Source organism: Mediterraneibacter agrestimuris, from assembly GCF_943193195.1.
In the GTDB taxonomy this organism is placed as follows: domain Bacteria; phylum Bacillota; class Clostridia; order Lachnospirales; family Lachnospiraceae; genus Schaedlerella; species Schaedlerella agrestimuris.
This window is the reverse complement of the sequence record NZ_CALPDG010000008.1, coordinates 23,488-44,367: the sequence shown is the minus strand read 5'-3', so window position 1 is coordinate 44,367 and position 20,880 is coordinate 23,488. Positions and strand designations below refer to the sequence as shown.

Below are 20,880 nucleotides of genomic sequence, written 5' to 3'. Positions count from 1 at the left end.
CGAATTATTTATCGTTTAAAATTTTTATTTTTAGTAATATTCACAATAAATTTTTCTATCTATAACTTCAAAGTTATGGTTTTGATAAATATTATATATTAGACATAATTGAAAGTCAATGATACACTAACTCAGAACTTAAGGAAAGAGAGGAACTTTTAAAATGGCTGAACTACTGGAATCTACAATGTTAATCTGCTTTGGTTTATCCTGGCCGATGAATCTGACCAAAAACATCAAGGCAAAATCCGCAAAAAACATGAGTCTGCAGTTTATTCTGCTGATTATCTTCGGATATGTTGCAGGAATCACTGCAAAAATATACACTCACCGGTTTAACTATGTGCTTGTTGTTTATCTTCTGAATCTGGTTGTCGTATCTGCGAATGTAATTGTATACTTCATCAACCGCCGCTATGACAGACAGACACAAAAAGCAAATACATTACTCTGCAAAGAATTATCCGGAAAGACAGAAAACGAAACACTGTCAGAAACTATTCACACTTCTGCACCGCAGAAACCACACTTAAGTCAGGGGGATGACGAAATGGAAACTTATCGTGAATTAAACAGTATCACAGAAGCAGGCGGCGTTGTACTCTTCGGCTCTAACACATTTGCCAACCTTCCGTTGGGAGAACTGACACAGGCATACCGTATTACAGAACCGATCTACAACCGTAGTATCAAGGACATCCGCATCAATCAGATTGAAAATTATCTGAAAGTATGTCTCTTTGATCTAAACCCAAGAAAAATCTTTGTCAATTTGGGTGATGTAGATATTAAAGACGAGTCACTGGATGTAGAAAATTTCATCAGCAAATATGAATGGCTGCTCTACATGATCCACACAAAAACTCAAGCTGAGATTTATATTGTTTCCATCGTATCTTCCAGTCCTGAGGCAGCTGAAATCAATCAGCGTCTGCAGAAACTGGCAACCCAGACAGGCTGTCATTTTCTAGATGCAACAGGAGCTTTAGAAGCAAAACGACCAACACTTCGTCTGTTTGAACTGATAAAAGTACATATGAGAAATCATCCGATCAACTACGCAGACGCAATGACTGTAGGCCGTCTCAGCAACAGGGAACGCGAACAGGTTCCGAACGACGGACACTCATCACCAGAACCAATGGGAAAACCTGTAAATGTCAGAAACTAATATCCCGTACAGAATACTTTAAATGTTTTACCCACTCCTTTGCCGCGAAATGCAAGGTTGACTGTGAATAAGGTAAAAGCACCGACAATTATACTTTTTCGTAAATCTATGGCAGATTTTGGGCAGTCCGTGATAACCGCTGATGTTATCCTCCCTCTTTCTGTCATAGATTTTCATTTTTACCCTGTGCCATCCTAATAAAAGTGTAAAACAGTTTAAGTACCCACAGCACTTTAGAAATCCAATAAAAATATGCCGTCAAATTCATTTTATGTTTTGCATCAATTCTATTACTTCTCCTCTTGCTTTCTGAAACTCAGCATCCTCTGGGTTCACCAGACATACATAACTGATCTTCCCAAGTAACTTCTGTAAATACTTCTGGCAGAAAATCTCTTGCTCAGAATTTTTCGTTTCATCGAATTCTTTATTTTCATTTCGTTTACCAGTACAATCGACTCTGCCGTCACATTCGGCATATTTTCGTCTCAAGTGGGATTCCACACCAAATTTACGGCAGTAATATAGTTCCTGTCTTAGATTTCTTCGATATTCCCGGCTTACCTGTGGTTTTTCATTGACTACAATTCCAGTTACACTCTGACGCACATTTTGCTTAAGGATTCTGGTCTTTTTGTTGTTTAACTCAAAACCATATGCGTGGAGAAATCCCCGGACTTTTCCAATCAATTCCTTTGCATTCATCTTCTCCCCCGAAAAGGTCAGATCATCGCAATACCTTGAATAACAGACGTCTCTTTCTTTGCACCACTCTCCCATATATTCATCAAAAGGCTTCATTACCAGATTGGAAATCGCCGGAGATGTGGGGGCTCCCTGCGGCAAATAGTCTCTAAAACAGCACAATTCTGTCAGTATTCTACGAATTGGCGGTGGAAAATGCGTTGCAGGAAATGCATGCTGATATGCCAGGGAATAAGAAATGTTTTCAAAAAAGTCTTTGATATCTAGCTTTACGATCTGCTTCGCACCGACATGAGGTCTGGCATTATAAAGTACAGAGGTTTTCTTCTTATATGCTGCCGCATATGCCGAAGGAGAAAATTCACAAAGTACATTACGCAGAATATTCCTCTGAATTGTACATAACAAATCATCTGGCACACAGAGATGGCGCATACCACCTTTTCTTTTCGGTATCTGTACCTGATGATAGTGGTTTTCTGTATGATTGCTCACTGCATACAGATATGCCAGCTCTTTTTCTTTATCCAGAGGGATTCCGGAAAGTAAATCAAAAGAACGCAAAACCGCCTTCACATGCTCTGACGTACAGTATTTCCATAAATCATATTCTGACATGGCTCTCTTCTCTCCTATCACGCTTTCCTTTTCCTTTTTCCTGAAGCAGGGGCAATACAATAAGGAGATTCTGTAAGATGTGAAGATGCACAAGGCTTTGCCGTATGCACACAACGTGTGCTGAAGTGCCTCGAAACATCTGCAAGTTTTATGTCCTCATATACTGTTCCGGACGGCGACTCGCCGCCCGGCCAGTTCTTCATTATATTCATAATAAAATAACCGGATCTGCTATTGCCCCTATTTCACTAGAATAGCATATTTTCTGTTATTTTAAAATATTGATATGAGAACTTTCCTATATCATGAAAAAAACAGTACAGAAATTGCTTTCCATACTGTCTTTTCTTTACAGGAAAATTCCCCCATAATTTTCCGTATTCTTACTTCTAAATCAGCAGAACAATATAATCAACTGTGACGCAAGTACCACCGCAATCAACGCAATTGGATAAGTTGCCGCATATGCAGACGCAATATCCTCTGTTCCAGCCATGTTGATCAATGTTCCAAGCGCCGGCGTACTTGTCATACCTCCGGTAAGAGATCCCAGGTTATTCAAAAGCGGAAGCTTCAGAACATTTCTTGCAATGAAGAATCCAATGATCATCGGAAGAATTGTCATCATTGCTCCATAGAGGAAATATACCGGTTCAAAATATTTGATAAACTGCGCTCCGCCGGAAACTCCCGCTCCGATCAGGAACAGCATCAGTCCCAGCTCTCTTAACATTTTTAAGGTAGAGTTCTTCGGCATAATAGAAATATTTCCAATATGTCCGTAATGACCAAATACAAGCGCTGTCAAAAGGCATCCGCCTGTTGTGGTCAAAGAAAAGTTCTTATAGCTGATGCATCCTACAAGAATACCGATGATCGCTGCCAGAGAGAACGCCGCAAATCCAAATTCATCCAATTCTGTCAGGATACGTGTATTTTTTTTGCGTCCTTCTCCTGCATTTGCAGTGATTTTAGCTACTTCTTCATTCATATTTACTTTCAGTACCTTCGGCATGATCTGCACAAACAAAACGACACCGACAACACCAAATAAATAAGAAATACCGTACCCTACAGATACTAGTGCTTCCAGATCAGCGCCGACTGCTGCTTTTGAAGCGGAAAATGCCGGTGTGCTCGTCAGCGCTCCTGAAAGGATTCCAACCAGAATTGCACGGAATTCTTCATGCGTCAAATCTGTGAAATTAGCGCCAATTAAGATACACGCCACACATGTAACCGCAGCCGCAGCGATGATCACTGCGCCTAACAGCACATAGGATTTGAAATTTCGTTTCAAGTTGCCGAAGAAATTCGGTCCTGCGATAAACCCAACGGAAGTTACAAAGAAAATCAATCCCATATTTTCTACAATTTTTAGTGCCTCTACCGAAAATGATGAGTCTCCCACCGTCAGATGTGCCGCCAGGTTATTATATAAAAAACATCCATACACTAATGCAACAATAAAGACGCCTGCGGTTCCAAGGTTAATTCCCTTCACCGTAATTTTACCTACCGCATATCCGACGGCTGCGATTGCAAAAACCGAGAAAGTAAGAAATACTACAGACTTTACTGCTAATATTCCTCCAAATAACTCCATGATAATAAATCTCCCTTCTACTTGTGCTCTTCCAGATAAGCAGCACGTCCGCTCTCATACAGGTTGTTGCCCTCACTGTCAATGATAACAACCAGCGGCATATCTTCAACGTAAAGTTTTCTCAAAGCCTCTGCACCTAAGTCTTCATAAGCGATCAGCTCTGCTTTTTTGATACATTTCGCAAGAAGGGCGCCTGCTCCTCCGATCGCTCCAAAGTATACGCCTGAATACTTCTTCATCGCATCAATAACTTCCGGGAGACGAGCTCCTTTTCCGATCATTCCACGGGCGCCTACAGACATCATGGTCGGTGCATATGCATCCATACGTCCGCTTGTTGTAGGTCCTGCGGAACCGATTACCTGTCCCGGTTTTGCAGGAGTCGGTCCTACATAGTAAATCGTTGCGTCTGTCGGATCCATCGGAAGCTCTTCGCCTCTCTCCAACGCCTCACACATTCTCTTATGACCTGCGTCACGAGATGTATAGATCGTTCCTGTCACCAGTACACTGTCTCCTGCATGCAGTGTCTTTGCCAGTTCCTCAGTAAGTGGTAATGTAATCTTTCTTGCCGCCATTTAAATCACCTCCGTTTTGTGACGTGTTACATGGCAGTTGATATTGACTGCACATGGCATACCTGCAATATGAGTCGGCAATGTTTCAATATTCAGTCCGATAGCGGTTGTCTTTCCGCCGAATCCCTGTGGTCCGATTCCCAACTCATTGACCTTTTCAAGCATTTCTTTTTCAAGATCTGCGTAGAACGGATCTGCATTCTCGGAATCAACCGGACGCATCAGCGCTTTCTTTGCCAGAAGCGCAGCTTTGTCAAATGTTCCTCCGATTCCAACTCCTACTACCATCGGCGGGCATGGATTCGGCCCCGCTGTCTCTACAACCTCCAGAATGAAATCCTTGATTCCCTGAAGACCATGGGACGGCTTAAACATCCGAATCTGGCTCATGTTCTCACTTCCAAAGCCCTTCGGTCCTACAGTCACTTTGATTTCCTCACCCGGAACGATCTCTGTATAAAGCATTGCCGGTGTATTGTCGCCTGTGTTTCCACGGCGAACCGGATCTTTTACTACAGATTTTCTCAAATATCCCTTGTCATATCCACGGCGCACACCTTCATTGACAGCCTCAGACAGATCTCCGCCTGTCAGATGTACGTCCTGACCGATTTCAAGAAATACACAAGCCATACCTGTATCCTGGCAGATCGGTACACACTCGTTATCTGCAATTTCAAAGTTCTCAATAATGTTGTCAAGCACGCCTTTTGCAATTTTTCCATCTTCACATGCACGGCAATTCTTGATCGCACACTTTACATCCTCCGGAAGATGATTGTTTGCTTCGATACAAAGCTTCTCGACTACATCAATAATCTGCTGAACATCAATCTCACGCATCTTTATCGCTCTCCTTTCCTATCTCTCATGACGTGCATATCTCGGAAGCAGAAGCGGTGATACGTCTCCTGTGTCAACACTTGCTGCATTCAATTCATCTGCATAGGCTTTCAAATGATCCAGGTTCGGTGTGCCAAGCTCTACTTCTTTTGCTTTTGCAGCTGCTTTCTTACCAGCGTTACGTCCAAATACGATAACATCAAGAAGAGAATTGCCCATCAGTCTGTTTCTTCCGTGGATTCCGCCCGCAGCCTCTCCTGCCACAAGCAGGTTCGGGATCGCATTGGTAAATCCGTCTCCGTTGATCTCAAGACCACCATTCTGATAATGCAGTGTCGGGTAAATCAGAATCGGAACTTTTCTCATATCGATTCCATAGTTCATGTACATACGGAACATCGCCGGAATTCTCTTTTCGATGGTACCCTCTCCACCGAGAAGCTCAATCATCGGTGTGTCAAGCCATACGCCCTTCTGTCCGCTCGGCGCCTCTACGCCGCGTCCTTCACTGCACTCACGGATAACACCGGAAGCATTGACGTCACGAGTCTCCAGCGGATGGATGTAAGCTTCTCCTTCCGCATTGACAAGCTGTGCTCCAACAGAACGAACCTTCTCTGTAACAAGCGCTCCCTGAATCTGTACCGGATGAGCAACACCTGTCGGATGATACTGGATAGAATCCTGATACAAAAGCGGCGCTCCTGCTCTGTAACCAAGGATCAGTCCGTCTGCAGTTGCCCCATAGTGGTTAGATGTCGGGAATCCCTGGTAATGCATACGTCCTGCACCGCCCGTTGCAATAACAACTGTCTTTGCTCTTGCAACTGAGTAATCTCCTGTTTCCATATTCACAAGAACCGCTCCTGCTGCCTGTCCTTTTTCATCTTTCAAAAGCTCTACAGCGGAAGTAAATTCGATAACCGGAATTCCAAGGTTTAATACCTCGTCTCTTACTGTACGCATGATTTCAGAACCAGAATAGTCCTTTGCTGCATGCATTCTCTTTCTGGACGTTCCGCCTCCATGTGTGGTGATCATTCTTCCGTCTTCTTCTTTGTCAAACTCAACGCCCAGTTCGTTCAGCCATTTGATCGCATCCGGAGCTTCCATAACAAGACGTTTTACCAGTTCCGGCCTTGCTGCAAAATGTCCGCCTCCGAAGCAGTCTAAGTAGTGCTGTACCGGAGAGTCATTTTCCTTATCAGCTGCCTGAATACCCCCTTCAGCCATCATGGTATTGGCATCACCGATACGAAGCTTTGTAACGATCATAACATTTGCGCCTGCATTATGTGCTTCGATGGCACAGGAAGAACCTGCTCCGCCGCCGCCGATAACAAGTACGTCTACGTCATAATCTACTTTTGTAATGTCGATATCCTCATTTAGGATACGGCTTGTGGAGTGAAGGATGTTTGCCAGCTCAAGCGGCGCCTTCTCTCCTTTGTTCGGACCTACTTTGATCTCTGCAAATGCGTCCGGGTTATAATCCGGGTGGAATTCTTTCAGGAGAGCATCTTTTTCATCAGCAGTCAGACGTCTCGGTTCTGTAGACATACGCTCTGCTCTTGTAGCCTCTACCTTTTTGATGGATTCCATCATATTTTCTGGATATGGTGCATACATGTTTTAAGCCCTCCTTATTTCTCAATCTCTCTTGTATTGTACAGTTCTTTCATCTCTGTGATCGGTTTCTGCATGATCTGCTCGATCAACTCGTCATACTCTCCATGATTCACTTCTTCCACACGTTTCTCAAGATGCTCTGCCTTCGGTGCAATATACTTTCCATTCAGACGTCTTGCAAGAAGACCAACGTGCGGATGAGAAATACCTGCCGGACATCTTACGGAACAGCATCCGCAGCTTACACAGTCAAAGGATTCCTCTGCACACTTTTCAAACTCACCTCTCTGTGCATATGCAATATACTGCATAACATTCAGATCCTGTGTACATGCCTTTGTACAAGCATTACATCCGATACAGCTATAAATCTCCGGATAAAGTTCCATCATAATCTGCTGGTTCGGACGAATGTCATCAATTGTATATGTTCTCTTGTCTGTCGGGAAGAACGGAATACTTGCTACATACATACCTTCTTCTACCTGTGTCTGGCATGCAAGACATGTCTTCAGTTCATTTTTGCCTTTGATCCTGTAAATGGTCGCGCAGGCTCCGCAGAAACCGTGACGGCAGCCGCAGCCGCGTTTCCATGTATAACCGGCATATTCCATAGCCGTCATAATGGTAAGTTCGGCCGGAACACTGTATCTCTTACCGCTAAAATATACATTTACCATATTTTCCATATTGGTATACCAATCCTTTCTCTGACTTTTGCTAAGTTTACCAAGCTTTTAACTAAGTTTTCCTCAGCTTTTGCCAAGCTCGATTCCGCTTTGCTTCATCTCGCTTGAGTTTCATATGCCTATAAAAACGATATCTGTTTCCGCAGTGTGAAATACAATTTGCTTCTCAAATTGTATTTCAGGGCTTCACCTCTGTTCAGCACTGCTTATCCTTTAATATTCGTTTGGCAGTTCTTCGATTTCATCGTAACGGAAGACGGGACCGTCTTTGCACACATATTTTGATCCAATGTTACATCTTCCGCATTTACCGACTCCGCATTTCATACGGAGCTCTAATGTGGTATATACCTGTTCAGAAGTGAATCCGAGTTCGTTCAATCCTGCAAGTACGAATTTGATCATAATCGGAGGTCCGCAGACAAGCGCTGTCTTGTCTGTATCGAATCCCAGTTCTTTTACATAGTTTGGAACAAATCCTACATGTCCGTCCCAGCCTTCCTGCTCTCTGTCAATCGTCAGATAAACATTCACACCCTCTGTCTTCATCCAGACTTCCTGAATCTCCTTTAACTGTACAAGATCATCCATGGAGCGTGACCCGTAAACGATGTCTACTGTTCCATAGTTCTCGCGATTGTCCAGTACATAGTTGATAACAGAACGAAGAGGTGCAAGACCGATACCTCCGGCGATAAACAGAAGATTTTTGCCCTTTAATTCTGTCTCCACCGGGAAATAATTGCCATATGGTCCGCGGACGGTAATCTCATCGCCTACCTCCAGACTGTGAAGATAATCGGTCAGCATACCGCATTTTTTAATACTAAATTCCTGATATTCCTTATTTGTCGGTGAAGAAGTAATGGAAAACATACCTTCACTGACACCCGGCGCACATACCATGGCACACTGTCCCGGCATATGTTCAAAGAGTTTGCCTCCCTCCGGTGCATTGACACGGAATGTCTTTACATCCGGTGTCTCCTGACGGATATCTGTAATAATGCCGACCTGCGGAATCAGAGTATCCAAAGTATAATTCTTATGACAAGTACATTCACTCATTATTTTTCACCTCCCTGATCCTGAAATGCCTTCACAACCTTAACAATATTCAAAGCTGACGGACATTTTTCTACGCAACGGCCGCATCCTACGCAGGAATACATTCCATCGTTGTTTGCAGGATAATATACCAGCTTATGCATGAATCTCTGACGGAATCTCTGCATCTGGCTGTTGCGGTTGTTGCCGTGTGCCATCATGGTAAAGTCAGAGTACATACAGGAATCCCAGCATCTGTAACGGAATACACTCTCTCCTGCTGTGTAATCCTTAATATCATAGCACTGACAAGTCGGACATACAAAAGTACAAGTTCCGCAAGCCAGACATGGTTTGTATAATTCTTCCCAAACCGGAGAATCGAACTTCTCTTTTAAAGCGTCTCCGTTCCATCCCTCCAGAGAAAGATTCATATATGGAAGTTTTTCCACGATTGCATGAACGGCTTCTTTTTCTTCCTCTACCGGCGCCTCGTCAGCGTCAGTCAGCAGCTCTTTGACAGCCTCTGTCAATGCCTCGCCTTTTTCTGTCAGAGCTTTCCAGTATAAATCTTCCCCGATCATCCATGCAGCAACGTCTGATGCCGGCTGTGCCGCATCTATTCCGAATACCTTACAGAAACAGGTTTCCTCCGGCTCATGACAAGCCATTGCCACAATCGTTCCATGCTCTCTTCTTGCTGCATAAAAAGAATCGATAGGATCAGCTAAGAAGACTCTGTCCAGAACTTCCACACCCTTTACATCACAGGCTCTCATACCAAACACAACAAAATCCTGTTCTTTTAAAGCGCCCGGTTCGATATGCATTTTCTTTTCTTTTTTTGTTACATTATAAAGATTTTCACTCTGTGGAAAGAATGCGTCCTTTGCAGATTTTACGGTTTTCAGTGTATCCAGATCCACTTGTGCATCTTTATCCCATGCTGCAAAATTGGTCTGCCCTGCTGCTTTTACCGGCAGATATAACTCCTGTTTCTCCGCGATTAACTGGAATAATGCGGAAAGATTTTCTTTTGCGATCTTAAACATACATTATCCCCTCTTTCCTACAATACTTGGTTCCGCATCGTCAAATGTAAAGTTGGTCAGCGGTGCTTTTGATTCAGTATCTTCTCCTGCCTGATACTCTCCGTACAGCTCGTCAATATCTTTGATGAACTTGCGGTTGAACAGGTGGAGCGGAATGCCCTGCGGGCATACACGGCTGCACTCGCCGCAGTCTGTACATCTTCCTGCCACATGAAATGCACGGATAATGTGGAACATCTTCTCTTCAAATGTATCTACATTTGCCTTCTGTGCACTGTCGAACTTAGTGCTGTCGAATACACATTTGCGGCAGTTGCATGCCGGACATGCATTGCGGCAGGCATTACAGCGGATACATTTGCTCAATTCATTCTGGAAAAATGCAAACTTCTCTTCCGGACTCATTGCTTCAATACGCTCTACCTCTGCGAAAAGCTCTGCATCCTTTGTTTCCTTAGACTCGCCTATCAGCTCGTCATACACCTGATGTTCTTTGCCCTTGCAGACATGACATCTCTCCAGCATTGCGTCTGCGTAAGCCATCTCTTTTTCACCGTAAATGGTCTGGATTTTCAAAGTTTCTGCTGCATCAGAAATCTCTGCGCCTTCGATGCTCTCGATTCCTTTGATGCCTGCTTTTTTGATTTTTTCAATATCCAGCTTTCCTTTACATCCCACACCGATGATGTACGCTTTTTCTCTGTCCACACGGTGCTCTTTGATCAACTGATTGAAACTATATGTATCACATGGTTTTAAGAAAACCAATGTTTTTCCTTCCAGCTTGGAAGCCTCGATCATATATTTACTTAAGTTGGCTCCGCAGAAACCGTTGTATACGAAATCTGACAGTGCCTCAGCATTTTCAAAATAAGCCGGTTCCGGATTATAAGGCAAGTCGCCGGCTTTCCAGCCGAGAACCCGTGCCACTGTTCCGTCAGCCAGCAGTTCTTTTGCACGGTTAATTATCTCTTGCATCTCAAATCCCCCAATCTTACATTTTCACCGAGAGAATAAATCTTCTCTACAAAGCTGTTCATTGTATCTGAGAACTTCACACCCTCTGCTGCGGAAACCCACTCTACACGGGTACGTCCGTTTTCCACACCGATATAATCCAGCATGGAGAACAGCAGTGTCATACGGCGTCTTGCATAATAATTTCCTGTGCTGTAGTGACAGTCTCCCGGATGGCATCCACACATGATAACGCCGTCCGCGCCCTTTTCAAATGCACGGAGAATGAACATCGGATTGACACGGCATGAACATGGCACGCGGATGATCTTAACGTCTGCCGGATAGGTCAGACGGCTGCTTCCTGCTAAGTCCGCTCCTGCATAGCTGCACCAGTTACAGCAGAATGCTACAATTTTCGGTTTAAATTCTTTGTTTTCTATCGACATATTGCATCCACCTCCGCTATAATCTGTCTATTTGAAAATCCCTGCAGATCCATCGCCCCTGACGGACATGCAACGGTACATGCTCCACAACCCTGACACAGTGCATTGTTGACAACTGCAAGACGGCGGACCTCACGTATTCCGTGATCATTTACTTCTTTGTCCTCATATGTAATCGCGCCGTACGGACATACATTTGCACAAGTAGAACATCCGTTACACAGCAGCTCGTCGGATTTAGCCGTACATGGATTGGTCAGAAGTTTATCCTTTGCAAGCAATCCGATCGCCTTCACTGCGGCAGCTCCTGCCTGTGCAACTGTCTCTGGAATATCCTTCGGCCCCTGACATACGCCTGACAGGAAAATTCCCGCAGTCGGTGACTCTACCGGACGCAGTTTCGCATGCGCCTCTGTCAGGAAGTTATTGGTATCGATACTTGCAGTCAGCATTGTTGCGATCTTACGCACATCTGGATTTGGCTCGATAGCAGTTGCAAGCACAACCATATCTGCTTCTTTGAGGATCTGTCTGTTATCCAACAGATCGGCGCCCTGTACAAGCAGCTTGCCATTTGGCTGCAAAATAACCTTGCCTACCTGCCCTTTGATATAATTCACCCCATACTGCTCTACCGCTCTTCTGTAGAACTCGTCAAAGTTCTTACCCGGTGTACGGACATCAATATAGAATACAGTTACGTTCACATCCGGATATTTATCACGGATCAGCATTGCATGTTTTGCTGTGTACATACAGCATATCTTAGAACAATACGGTTTACCTCTGTCATCTGAACAACGGCTTCCTACACACTGGATAAATACGATTTCCTTTGGCGCTTTTCCATCGGAAAGTCTTTCCAGATGTCCGTGTGTCGGTCCCGCTGCGTTCATGACACGCTCTAATTCAAGAGACGTAATTACGTCCGGACTCTGGCTGTATGCATATTCATCGTATTTCTCCAGATTAATTGTATCAAATCCGGTCGCAACAACGATCGCTCCGTATTTCTGTGTTACGATCTCGTCCTGCTGCTCATAATCAATTGCGCCCGCCTGACATACTTTCGCACAGATTCCGCATTTTCCGGTTTTGAACTTAATACAATTGTCACAGTCGATCACCGGTACATTCGGGATTGCCTGTGCAAATGGTGTATAGATCGCACTTCTTTTATTCAGTCCGCGGTTAAACTCGCTGGGAGCTTTTTTAGACGGACATTTTTCCTGACAGACACCGCAGCCCGTACATTTGTCCATATCTACATGTCTTGCTTTCTTGCGGATATCTACAGTAAAGTCGCCTACGAATCCACTGACTTTTTCCACTTCACTATATGTATAAATGTTGATCTTTTCATGAGCGGACGCTTCTACCATCTTCGGCGTCAGAATACATGCAGAACAGTCCAGTGTCGGGAATGTCTTATCAAGCTGAGACATTCTTCCGCCGATACTCGGCGTCTTCTCTACAATGTCTACTTCATATCCTGCATCTGCAATATCCAGGGCTGTCTGAATACCTGCGATACCGCCGCCGATCACCAGCGCTCTCTTTGTAACACGGCTTTCACCCGGCTGCAGCGGTGTATTTAAGTTTACTTTTGCAACAGCAGCTCTCATCAAAATGACAGCCTTCTTTGTTGCTTCTTCCATATCCTTATGAATCCATGAACAGTGCTCGCGGATATTTGCGATTTCTACCATGTATGGGTTCAGTCCCGCACGTTCTGCCGCTTTTCTGAATGTTGCCTCGTGCATACGCGGGGAACAGGAACATACAACGATTCCTGTCAGATTCTTTTCCTTGATCGCCTCTGCGATCTTTGCCTGCCCTGCCTCAGAACACATATACTGATAGTCTTCGGCATGGACAACGCCCGGCTCCATAAGAGCCATTTCTGCTACTTTTGCTACGTCAACTGTGGCGGCGATATTACTTCCGCAATGACATACAAATACTCCAAGTCTCTGCACCCGACTCACCTCCTATATCTTCTGAATGCGCTGACTAATAACTGCTGCGGCAGATCCGGATCCAGAAGCTCCGGAATCTCATTCGGCGACAGATAATCCTGTTCTCTCTGCCGGACAACCATCTGTCTGGCAGCATCGATCAATTTACCCGGTTTTACATCACGGGGACATCTCTCCACACATGCAAAACAGGAAAGACATTTCCACAATGATTTGGAATTGACCAGACTTTCAATATCTTCATTTACTACATAAGATACAAACTGGTGCGGTTTAATATCCATTTCATTGTAAGACGGACAAGATGCAGAACATTTTCCGCATTTCATACATTTGAGCGGGTTCACACCACTGATCTCTTTGATCTGTTCAGCCTGTTTATTTGAACTCATTATGCCTGCACCTCCTCTTTGCATTCCCCGCGTACTCCAAGAGCCTCTGCAAGCAGCTCAGTAAAATAGTATACAGGGAGCTTACCGCTCTTGTTCAGGTTATACATACACAGCGGACATGCTGTGATCAACATTTCTGCTCCAAAACCTTCTGCGCTGTCCATAATTTTATCACACATGGACTCTGCCATTTCTTTCTCTTTCAAAGATATGTAACCTCCGCAGCATTCATTGCGGTATGGGTATATAACCGGTTCCGCTCCAATTGCACGGATAAAGTCCTCAATGATGGTCGGATTCTCTGGATCATCAAACGAAAGCAGCTTGCTCGGACGAAGCAAAAGACAGCCGTAATATGCGCCGATCTTCTTTCCTGTCAGCGGGTTTGTGACTTTCTCTTTCAGTGTATCAAATCCTACCTTGTCACGGAGTACCTCCAGAAAATGAAGAACTTCCGTTTCGCCTGTATATGGTTCATCCAGTTCCATATAGTTGTTCGCTCTGGTGCGGATATCATCCACATTTTTCATATCATCGTTGACCCGTTTGATGACATGATGACATGCAGAACACATCGTTACAAGCGCCTGCCCTTTTTCCTTTGCCGCATTGAGCGCACGGACAGAAGAAAGCTTGCTGCCGATTTCATCGGTTCCCAGCGGATATACCCCGCCGCAGCACTGCCACTCTTCAATTTCTTCCAGTTCAATACCAAGCGCTTTTGCAGAAGCTCTTGCATAAAGATCCAGATCGACTGCCTTTGTTCTCAAAGTGCATCCCGGATAATAACTGTACTTCATAGTCTCGTAGTCCTTTCTTAGTTGTATTTTCAGATAATATAAGCATATTATAATTCAATCTGTGCGATAACGTCTTTCAGTGCGTTTGCACTCTTATGAAGCAGTGCAACCTCTTCATCAGTCAGCTCCATTGGAATCTTACCGTGAACACCGTTCGGTCCTACCAGTGTCAATGTACTAAGACATACATCATCCACTCCATATTCGCCGTGCATCATAGAAGATACCGTTGTAACAGACTCAGATGCTGACAATAGCAGACCGCAGAGCTTGCAGACACCTCTGGAAACCGCATAGAACGTAGCTCCCTTGTTTGCAATGATCTGTCCGCCGGATTTCTGAACATAAGTCAGCATAGCCTCTTTATCGAGTTCTTCAAACTTTTTGCCAAATCCTTCTGCCATCTCAAGATAGTCGTCTACATTCACACCTGAAATACGTGCTGCAGACCATGGAATAAATGATGTGTCGCCGTGCTCACCGAATACATAGGCATGGATATTTCTCTGTGCCACTTCAAAATGATCGGACAGACCACAACGCAAACGTGCGGAATCCAAAATTGTACCAGAGCCAATTACCTGACTCTCCGGCAGTCCGGAAATCTTCGTAAATACATAAGTCATAATGTCAACCGGATTACTCACAATAATATAAAGTGCATTCGGCGCTGCTTTTGTAATCAGTGGTGTGATTTCTTTTAAGATATTTACATTTGTCTGTGTCAGCTCAATTCTTGTCTGTCCCGGCTTACGTGCAATTCCAGATGTAATGATTACAATATCAGAATCCTTAGCGTCCTCATAGTCTCCTGCCTCAACAGAAACCGGATCTCTAAAGCAGGTACCCTGCTCGATATCCATGACTTCTCCTTCCACTTTCTGCTTGTTAATATCGATCAGAACTAATTCAGATGCGATGTCCATTCCTGAAAGTGTGTACGCAATTGTTGATCCTACGCTTCCTGCTCCAATAATTGTGATTTTGCTGCTCATGTTTTCTCTCCTTTTCATTGTTATTTATTTAACAACCCGTTCTGTAAAAAATGGAATCTAATAATAATTTTGTTATTATGATTCAGATTCCACTTAGTATTTAGAATATCACATTATCGATTACATTGTCAACAAATTAACAAGACATTTTTGATAAATATAAAAATAGAATCCGCCCTTTCACCAAAGGTGAACTTAAAATAGGGCGGCTTCATAGTTACTATTCATTCATCTTCGCCAGCTTTGCAGTCTGATCTGCTGCAATCAGGCTGTCAATGACTTCATCCAAATCTCCATTCAGGATGGTATCCAGCTTATGAAGGGTGAGCTTGATCCTGTGATCTGTTACACGGCCCTGCGGGAAATTGTAAGTACGGATCTTTTCGGAACGGTCGCCGGTTCCTACCTGACTCTTTCTTGCCTCTGCCTCTGCATCATGCTGTTTTGCCAGCTCCAGTTCATATAATCTCGCACGCAGTACCTTCAATGCCTTATCCTTATTCTTAAGCTGTGACTTCTCGTCTTGACAGGAAATCACGATTCCTGTCGGAATATGTGTCAGACGGACAGCAGAGTCTGTTGTATTAACACACTGTCCCCCATTACCGGACGCACGGAATACGTCAAACTTACAATCGTTCATATCCAGCTCCACATCCACTTCTTCTGCTTCCGGCATAATTGCAACCGTAATCGTGGACGTATGAATTCTTCCGCCGCTCTCTGTTTCAGGAACCCGCTGCACACGGTGAACACCGCTTTCGTATTTCAGTCTGGAAAATGCTCCCTGTCCTGTGATCATAAATACACATTCCTTGAAACCGCCGATTCCATTCTCATTCAGTGAGATCATCTCTGTTTTCCAACGACGGCTCTCTGCATAATGCTGATACATACGATAAATCTCTGCCGCAAACAACGCCGCTTCGTCTCCGCCTGCACCCGCACGGATTTCCACGATAACGTTCTTCTCATCATTCGGATCCTTCGGCAGAAGCAGAATCTTCAGCTCGTGTTCCAATTCCTCAATACGGGCTTTGGATTCATTCAATTCTTCCTTTGCCATCTCACGCATTTCTTCATCAGACTCTTCTTCCAGCATCAGCAGACTGTCCTCCACATTCTGCTTACACTGCTTATATTCTTTAAATGCCTCGACAAGCGGAGCCAGATCGCTCTGTTCCTTCATAAGCTGCCGGAACCGCGCCGCATCGTTTGCCACATCCGGCTCCTGAAGCTCACCCATAACTTCTTCATATCGAATGACCAAATCTTCTAATCTGTCAAACATTTTCCTATTTCCTTTCTCTTACTGTCTAACAGTTCAGCCTTACGGCTACACTGTTACAGAATCCGCCCCAGCTTAAGTTCACTTGCAGCGAAAGGGCGGATTCTATTTCTCCATCATACGTTCTTACGGACTTCGCAGTAAATGCAAAGTCCTGACTGAACTGTTACCTTACTGTCTAATATCATACACACCGGACACCACCCGGTCAAGTCCCGCCAAATCTTTTTTTATGGTAACTTGTGTATAACCGCACTCTCTCATATAGGCAGAAACTATTTTTCCCTGGTCAGACCCGATTTCAAATATCAAATATCCCCCGGGGTTCAAATATTGTCTTCCCTCTTCCGTGATTCTTCTATAAAAATACAGTCCGTCTTCCTTCCCATCCAATGCCAGTTTAGGGTCATGTTCTCTCACTTCCGGCTGCAATGTCTCGATCACGTCAGACGGAATATACGGAGGATTAGACAATATCATATCATAGTTCCCTTCCACTCTGGTAAACAGATCACTTTCCTGCCATTCTGTTTCGATTCCAAGATTCTCACCATTTTGTCTCGCTACACACAATGCGTCCTCTGAGACATCAACTCCCAGCCCCGTGATCACCGCTTCGCTCTTCTGACCGGCAGACAAACCATATCTGCCTGCTTCCTCTCTTGCGTAAAAAAGTGTACTCAACAAAATACAGCCTGAACCAGTGCACATATCCAATATCCGTACCCGTTCCTCCAGCACTTTTTTATTACGAAACTCTTGAAACTGCCGACTTAATTCCTCCAGCGCCGTTTCCACAAGGATTTCCGTATCCTGCCGAGGAATCAAAACATGCCTGTTTACTTGAAACTCCAGTCCCATAAACTCCTGTACTCCAGTAATATGCTGCAAAGGAATCCTCTCCGCACGGTGCCTGACCACTTCCAGATACATTCCTTTTGCAGTATCCTCCATCTGTTTGCCAGAATCCGCAAGGAAGACTGCCCGGCTGATCCCCGTCACATATTCCAGTAAATACCACGCATCCAATGAAGCTTCCTCAATTCCGGCAGCCGCCAGCTCTTCTGTCCCTATCTTATATGCTTCTCGAAATGTCATAACGCAATTCCTTCTCCCGAGAGCTCTTCTGCAAGAACAGTTTCTGCCTGGCCTCCCTTTGTACGATCACATGAAAAATGAGTTCCAAAATTTTCATTCTCATATGCTCTCCAGTCAAAAACAGCCTCTACCGCTCGAATCGCCACTTCTATCATACTGTCGTCAGGTTCTTTTGTCGTTATATTCTGAATGAAAAGTCCCGGCTTACTGAGCAGATTAATGATCAGATTATCGCTGTTTCCCGCCAGCCGGATAATCTCATAAGAAACTCCAGCGATCAATGGAAGTAGTGCAATTCTCAGTACAACACGCATAACCTGTGATTCCGTGGTAATAAAAAAGCAGAAAATGATACTGACGACCATTACAAAGAACAAGAAACTGGTTCCGCAGCGCTTATGCTGGCGAGAACTTTTTCGTACATTTTCCACATTCAGCTCCAGCCCATGTTCAATACAATTAATACACTTATGCTCTGCGCCGTGATACATAAAGGTCCGCTGAATATCCTCCATTTTCGAAACAAGCGCAATATATCCAAGAAAAATCAGCACACGGATGATCCCTTCGATAACCGTAACTACCCATCTGGACGTAATAAAGTTCTTCACAATATTACTCAGGAAATACGGCAATACCATAAAGATTCCTATGGCGATCACAAACGAGACTACCATGGTCAGATTCATCAACACTTTCTCTTTCTTCTCCTGACGCGCTATTTCCTGCGCTGTCATCTCCACTGCTTCTTCCTCCTCTTCAAAGAAAGCTGCCGAAAACATCAGTGTTTTGATTCCCAGCACAAGGGAATCCACAAACCCAAAAATTCCACGGATAAACGGAAGCTTCGTGACTGCCTTCCAAGGACAAACGCTGTGATATTCCTGCACATCCACTAAGATCTCTTGATCCGGTTTTCTCACTGCAACCGCGTACCTGTCGCCATTCTTCATCATGATTCCTTCCAGAACGGCCTGTCCGCCTATATTTGATGACTTCATATATTTCTCCCTTGTAATATCCTGTGAATTAAGAACAGGCTGAGATTTTCGTCTCAGCCTGCAACGTTTACTTTTTACTATTTCATACCATACTTCTTATTGAACTTATCAACACGTCCACGAGCCTGTGCAGCTTTCTGCTGACCCGTATAGAACGGGTGGCACTTGGAGCAGATTTCTACGTGAATGTTCTCGTTTGTAGAACCTGTTACGAATGTATTGCCGCAGTTGCAAGTTACAGTTGCCTGATGGTACTCTGGATGGATACCTTCTCTCATGATTTTCACCTCTCTATTTTAAAATATAGTTATTCTAATCTCTAAACAGCTTTGTTATTGTATCATATCTATTGTTGATTTGCAAGTTTTTTTTAGATAAACTTTTGTCTGATTACCATTTTGACAAGTTCAGAATTATCCTTCGTTTTGGAAAACATATTCAACAGATTGTCGACTGCTTCATCTGCTTTCAGACCGTTCATTGCACGGCGGATAATATAAACCGCATCCTGCTCTTCCTTGCTTAACAGCAAATCTTCTCTTCTTGTACCAGATTTCGGAATATCAATTGCCGGGAACACTCTCTTTTCCTGTAATTTTCTATCTAATACAAGCTCCATGTTACCGGTTCCCTTGAACTCCTCATAGATAACATCGTCCATCTTACTTCCCGTTTCTACCAGAGCTGTTGCGAGAATCGTAAGACTTCCGCCCTCACGCATATTTCTCGCCGCTCCAAAGAACCGCTTCGGCATATGCAGCGCCGCCGGGTCAAGACCACCGGAAAGAGTTCTTCCTGAAGGTGGCACAACCAAGTTGTAGGCACGTGCCAGTCTTGTAATGCTGTCCAGAAGGATCATAACATCCTTGCCATGCTCTACAAGACGTTTCGCACGCTCGATCACCATTTCCGCAACCCGTCTATGGTGCTCCGGGAGTTCATCGAATGTAGAATGAATCACCTCAACATTAGGTCCCTCGATTGCTTCTTTAATATCTGTTACTTCCTCGGGGCGCTCATCGATCAAAAGAATCAGAAGATGCATATTCGGCTCCGTACGCTGTACAGATAGAGCTACTTCCTTTAGCAAGGTTGTCTTACCTGCTTTCGGCGGAGATACGATCATACCGCGCTGTCCTTTTCCAATCGGGGAGAGAAGATCCATGATCCGCATTGCCGTGGAACTCTTTTCATTCTCTAATCGAAGTCTCTGATCCGGAAAAATCGGTGTCAGATTCTCAAAATTCTGACGCTTCGCCGCCTCTGCCGGGCGCATTCCGTTAATCGTTGTTACATATAATAATGCACTGAACTTCTCAGACTGTGTTTTAATTCTGATATTTCCTGTCAGGATGTCACCTGTCTTTAAGTTAAACCGGCGGATCTGAGACGGAGATACATATATATCATTTTCTCCCGGAAGATAATTCGCACACCGGATAAACCCAAATCCATCTGGAAGCACTTCCAGAATACCATTTGCCACCTTGCCGCTGTCAAGCTGTTCAAGATCCGTTTCCTCTCTTTTTTCCTTCATCACTTCTTTTACTTCTTCTTTCGCTTCTGTCCGGGCTTCTTCCTGTTCTTCCTGTTCATCAAGTACAAGCATTGCGTCAATCAGGTCACTTTTTTTCATCGTTGAAATCCCTTTCATCCTTCTTGCTTTTGCAAGTTCCTTCAACGTAGTCAAAGGTAATGATTCATACTTTTCTCTTGTCATAGAACCTGTCCTTTCTTTTCCTGTAAACTGCTGTCAGTTACTTTTCTATATCAAATATTATTTCTTTCTATATTCTGTTCTAGCTCTTACATCTATTTTATCATAAATTCGGGAACTTTGGTCTGAAACGACATAAACGAACTAAATATCTCGAAATCCTATACGTATAAAATCTTTTTTCAGTATACACTATCTTTTTCAAAAAAGAAAGTCTTTTTTCTGCGAATTCTTGCGTTGCTCCTGCAACAGTGTTATTATGTAAC

General features: G+C 44.0%; 20 protein-coding genes. 1 reads left to right on the top strand and 19 read right to left on the bottom strand.

Annotation, left to right across the window (positions count from 1 at the left end; all coding sequences use genetic code 11):
• The first annotated feature begins 163 nt into the window (after positions 1 to 163).
• A complete protein-coding gene (locus tag NFS18_RS06120) occupies positions 164 to 1,171 on the top strand; it encodes an SGNH/GDSL hydrolase family protein (RefSeq protein WP_251389037.1) in 1,008 nt (335 codons plus the stop codon).
• Positions 1,172 to 1,435: 264 nt separating this feature from the next.
• Here the strand turns inward: NFS18_RS06120 and NFS18_RS06115 are convergent, their stop codons facing one another.
• The 19 genes from NFS18_RS06115 to rho form a co-directional block, all read right to left on the bottom strand.
• A complete protein-coding gene (locus NFS18_RS06115) occupies positions 1,436 to 2,494 on the bottom strand; it encodes a reverse transcriptase family protein (RefSeq protein WP_251389035.1) in 1,059 nt (352 codons plus the stop codon).
• 394 nt (positions 2,495 to 2,888) lie between these two features.
• Complete coding sequence (locus tag NFS18_RS06110) at positions 2,889 to 4,100, bottom strand: aspartate-alanine antiporter-like transporter (RefSeq protein WP_251389033.1); 1,212 nt, start codon at positions 4,098 to 4,100, stop codon at positions 2,889 to 2,891.
• 17 nt (positions 4,101 to 4,117) lie between these two features.
• Entirely contained in the window at positions 4,118 to 4,678 is a 561-nt protein-coding gene (locus NFS18_RS06105) for a Fe-S-containing hydro-lyase (protein ID WP_251389031.1), read from the bottom strand.
• A complete protein-coding gene (locus NFS18_RS06100) occupies positions 4,679 to 5,521 on the bottom strand; it encodes a fumarate hydratase (protein ID WP_251389029.1) in 843 nt (280 codons plus the stop codon). It lies immediately after the preceding gene.
• Between the two features lie 18 nt (positions 5,522 to 5,539).
• Positions 5,540 to 7,150: an FAD-dependent oxidoreductase gene (locus NFS18_RS06095; protein WP_251389027.1), complete on the bottom strand. Its 1,611-nt coding sequence runs from the start codon at positions 7,148 to 7,150 to the stop codon at positions 5,540 to 5,542.
• A 14-nt stretch (positions 7,151 to 7,164) separates the two neighbouring features.
• Complete coding sequence (locus NFS18_RS06090) at positions 7,165 to 7,839, bottom strand: 2Fe-2S iron-sulfur cluster-binding protein (protein ID WP_251389025.1); 675 nt, start codon at positions 7,837 to 7,839, stop codon at positions 7,165 to 7,167.
• Positions 7,840 to 8,052: 213 nt separating this feature from the next.
• Positions 8,053 to 8,907 carry an FAD/NAD(P)-binding protein gene (locus NFS18_RS06085; protein ID WP_251389021.1) on the bottom strand — a complete coding sequence of 285 codons (855 nt, stop codon included), beginning with the start codon at positions 8,905 to 8,907 and terminating at the stop codon, positions 8,053 to 8,055.
• The gene (locus tag NFS18_RS06080) at positions 8,907 to 9,938 is read right to left on the bottom strand and encodes a 4Fe-4S dicluster domain-containing protein (protein ID WP_251389018.1); all 1,032 of its coding nucleotides are present in this window, start codon (positions 9,936 to 9,938) and stop codon (positions 8,907 to 8,909) included. Before NFS18_RS06080 ends, NFS18_RS06085 begins: the two co-directional genes overlap by 1 nt.
• Positions 9,939 to 9,941: 3 nt before the next feature.
• Positions 9,942 to 10,916, bottom strand: a complete 975-nt coding sequence (locus NFS18_RS06075) for a 4Fe-4S dicluster domain-containing protein (RefSeq protein WP_251389015.1) — start codon at positions 10,914 to 10,916, stop codon at positions 9,942 to 9,944.
• Positions 10,904 to 11,344: a hydrogenase iron-sulfur subunit gene (locus tag NFS18_RS06070; RefSeq protein WP_251389013.1), complete on the bottom strand. Its 441-nt coding sequence runs from the start codon at positions 11,342 to 11,344 to the stop codon at positions 10,904 to 10,906. The genes NFS18_RS06075 and NFS18_RS06070 overlap by 13 nt, the downstream gene beginning before the upstream one ends.
• Complete coding sequence (locus tag NFS18_RS06065; protein WP_251389010.1) at positions 11,335 to 13,323, bottom strand: CoB--CoM heterodisulfide reductase iron-sulfur subunit A family protein; 1,989 nt, start codon at positions 13,321 to 13,323, stop codon at positions 11,335 to 11,337. The genes NFS18_RS06070 and NFS18_RS06065 overlap by 10 nt, the downstream gene beginning before the upstream one ends.
• 5 nt (positions 13,324 to 13,328) lie before the next feature.
• Positions 13,329 to 13,715 (bottom strand): 4Fe-4S dicluster domain-containing protein, encoded by a 387-nt coding sequence (locus NFS18_RS06060; protein ID WP_251389007.1) that lies wholly within the window; start codon positions 13,713 to 13,715, stop codon positions 13,329 to 13,331.
• Positions 13,715 to 14,515: a CoB--CoM heterodisulfide reductase iron-sulfur subunit B family protein gene (locus NFS18_RS06055; RefSeq protein WP_251389004.1), complete on the bottom strand. Its 801-nt coding sequence runs from the start codon at positions 14,513 to 14,515 to the stop codon at positions 13,715 to 13,717. Before NFS18_RS06055 ends, NFS18_RS06060 begins: the two co-directional genes overlap by 1 nt.
• Positions 14,516 to 14,562: 47 nt before the next feature.
• Positions 14,563 to 15,510: an L-lactate dehydrogenase gene (locus NFS18_RS06050; protein WP_251389002.1), complete on the bottom strand. Its 948-nt coding sequence runs from the start codon at positions 15,508 to 15,510 to the stop codon at positions 14,563 to 14,565.
• 220 nt (positions 15,511 to 15,730) lie between these two features.
• Positions 15,731 to 16,801, bottom strand: a complete 1,071-nt coding sequence (gene prfA, locus NFS18_RS06045) for a peptide chain release factor 1 (protein WP_251388998.1) — start codon at positions 16,799 to 16,801, stop codon at positions 15,731 to 15,733.
• A gap of 168 nt (positions 16,802 to 16,969) precedes the next feature.
• Positions 16,970 to 17,896, bottom strand: a complete 927-nt coding sequence (gene prmC, locus NFS18_RS06040; protein WP_251388996.1) for a peptide chain release factor N(5)-glutamine methyltransferase — start codon at positions 17,894 to 17,896, stop codon at positions 16,970 to 16,972.
• Positions 17,893 to 18,897 carry a DUF1385 domain-containing protein gene (locus NFS18_RS06035; RefSeq protein ID WP_251388995.1) on the bottom strand — a complete coding sequence of 335 codons (1,005 nt, stop codon included), beginning with the start codon at positions 18,895 to 18,897 and terminating at the stop codon, positions 17,893 to 17,895. Before NFS18_RS06035 ends, prmC begins: the two co-directional genes overlap by 4 nt.
• A gap of 77 nt (positions 18,898 to 18,974) precedes the next feature.
• Entirely contained in the window at positions 18,975 to 19,175 is a 201-nt protein-coding gene (gene rpmE, locus NFS18_RS06030; RefSeq protein ID WP_251388993.1) for a 50S ribosomal protein L31, read from the bottom strand.
• Positions 19,176 to 19,267: 92 nt separating this feature from the next.
• On the bottom strand, positions 19,268 to 20,617 hold the full coding sequence (gene rho, locus NFS18_RS06025; protein WP_251388991.1) for a transcription termination factor Rho: 1,350 nt from the start codon (positions 20,615 to 20,617) through the stop codon (positions 19,268 to 19,270).
• Positions 20,618 to 20,880: the final 263 nt, after the last annotated feature.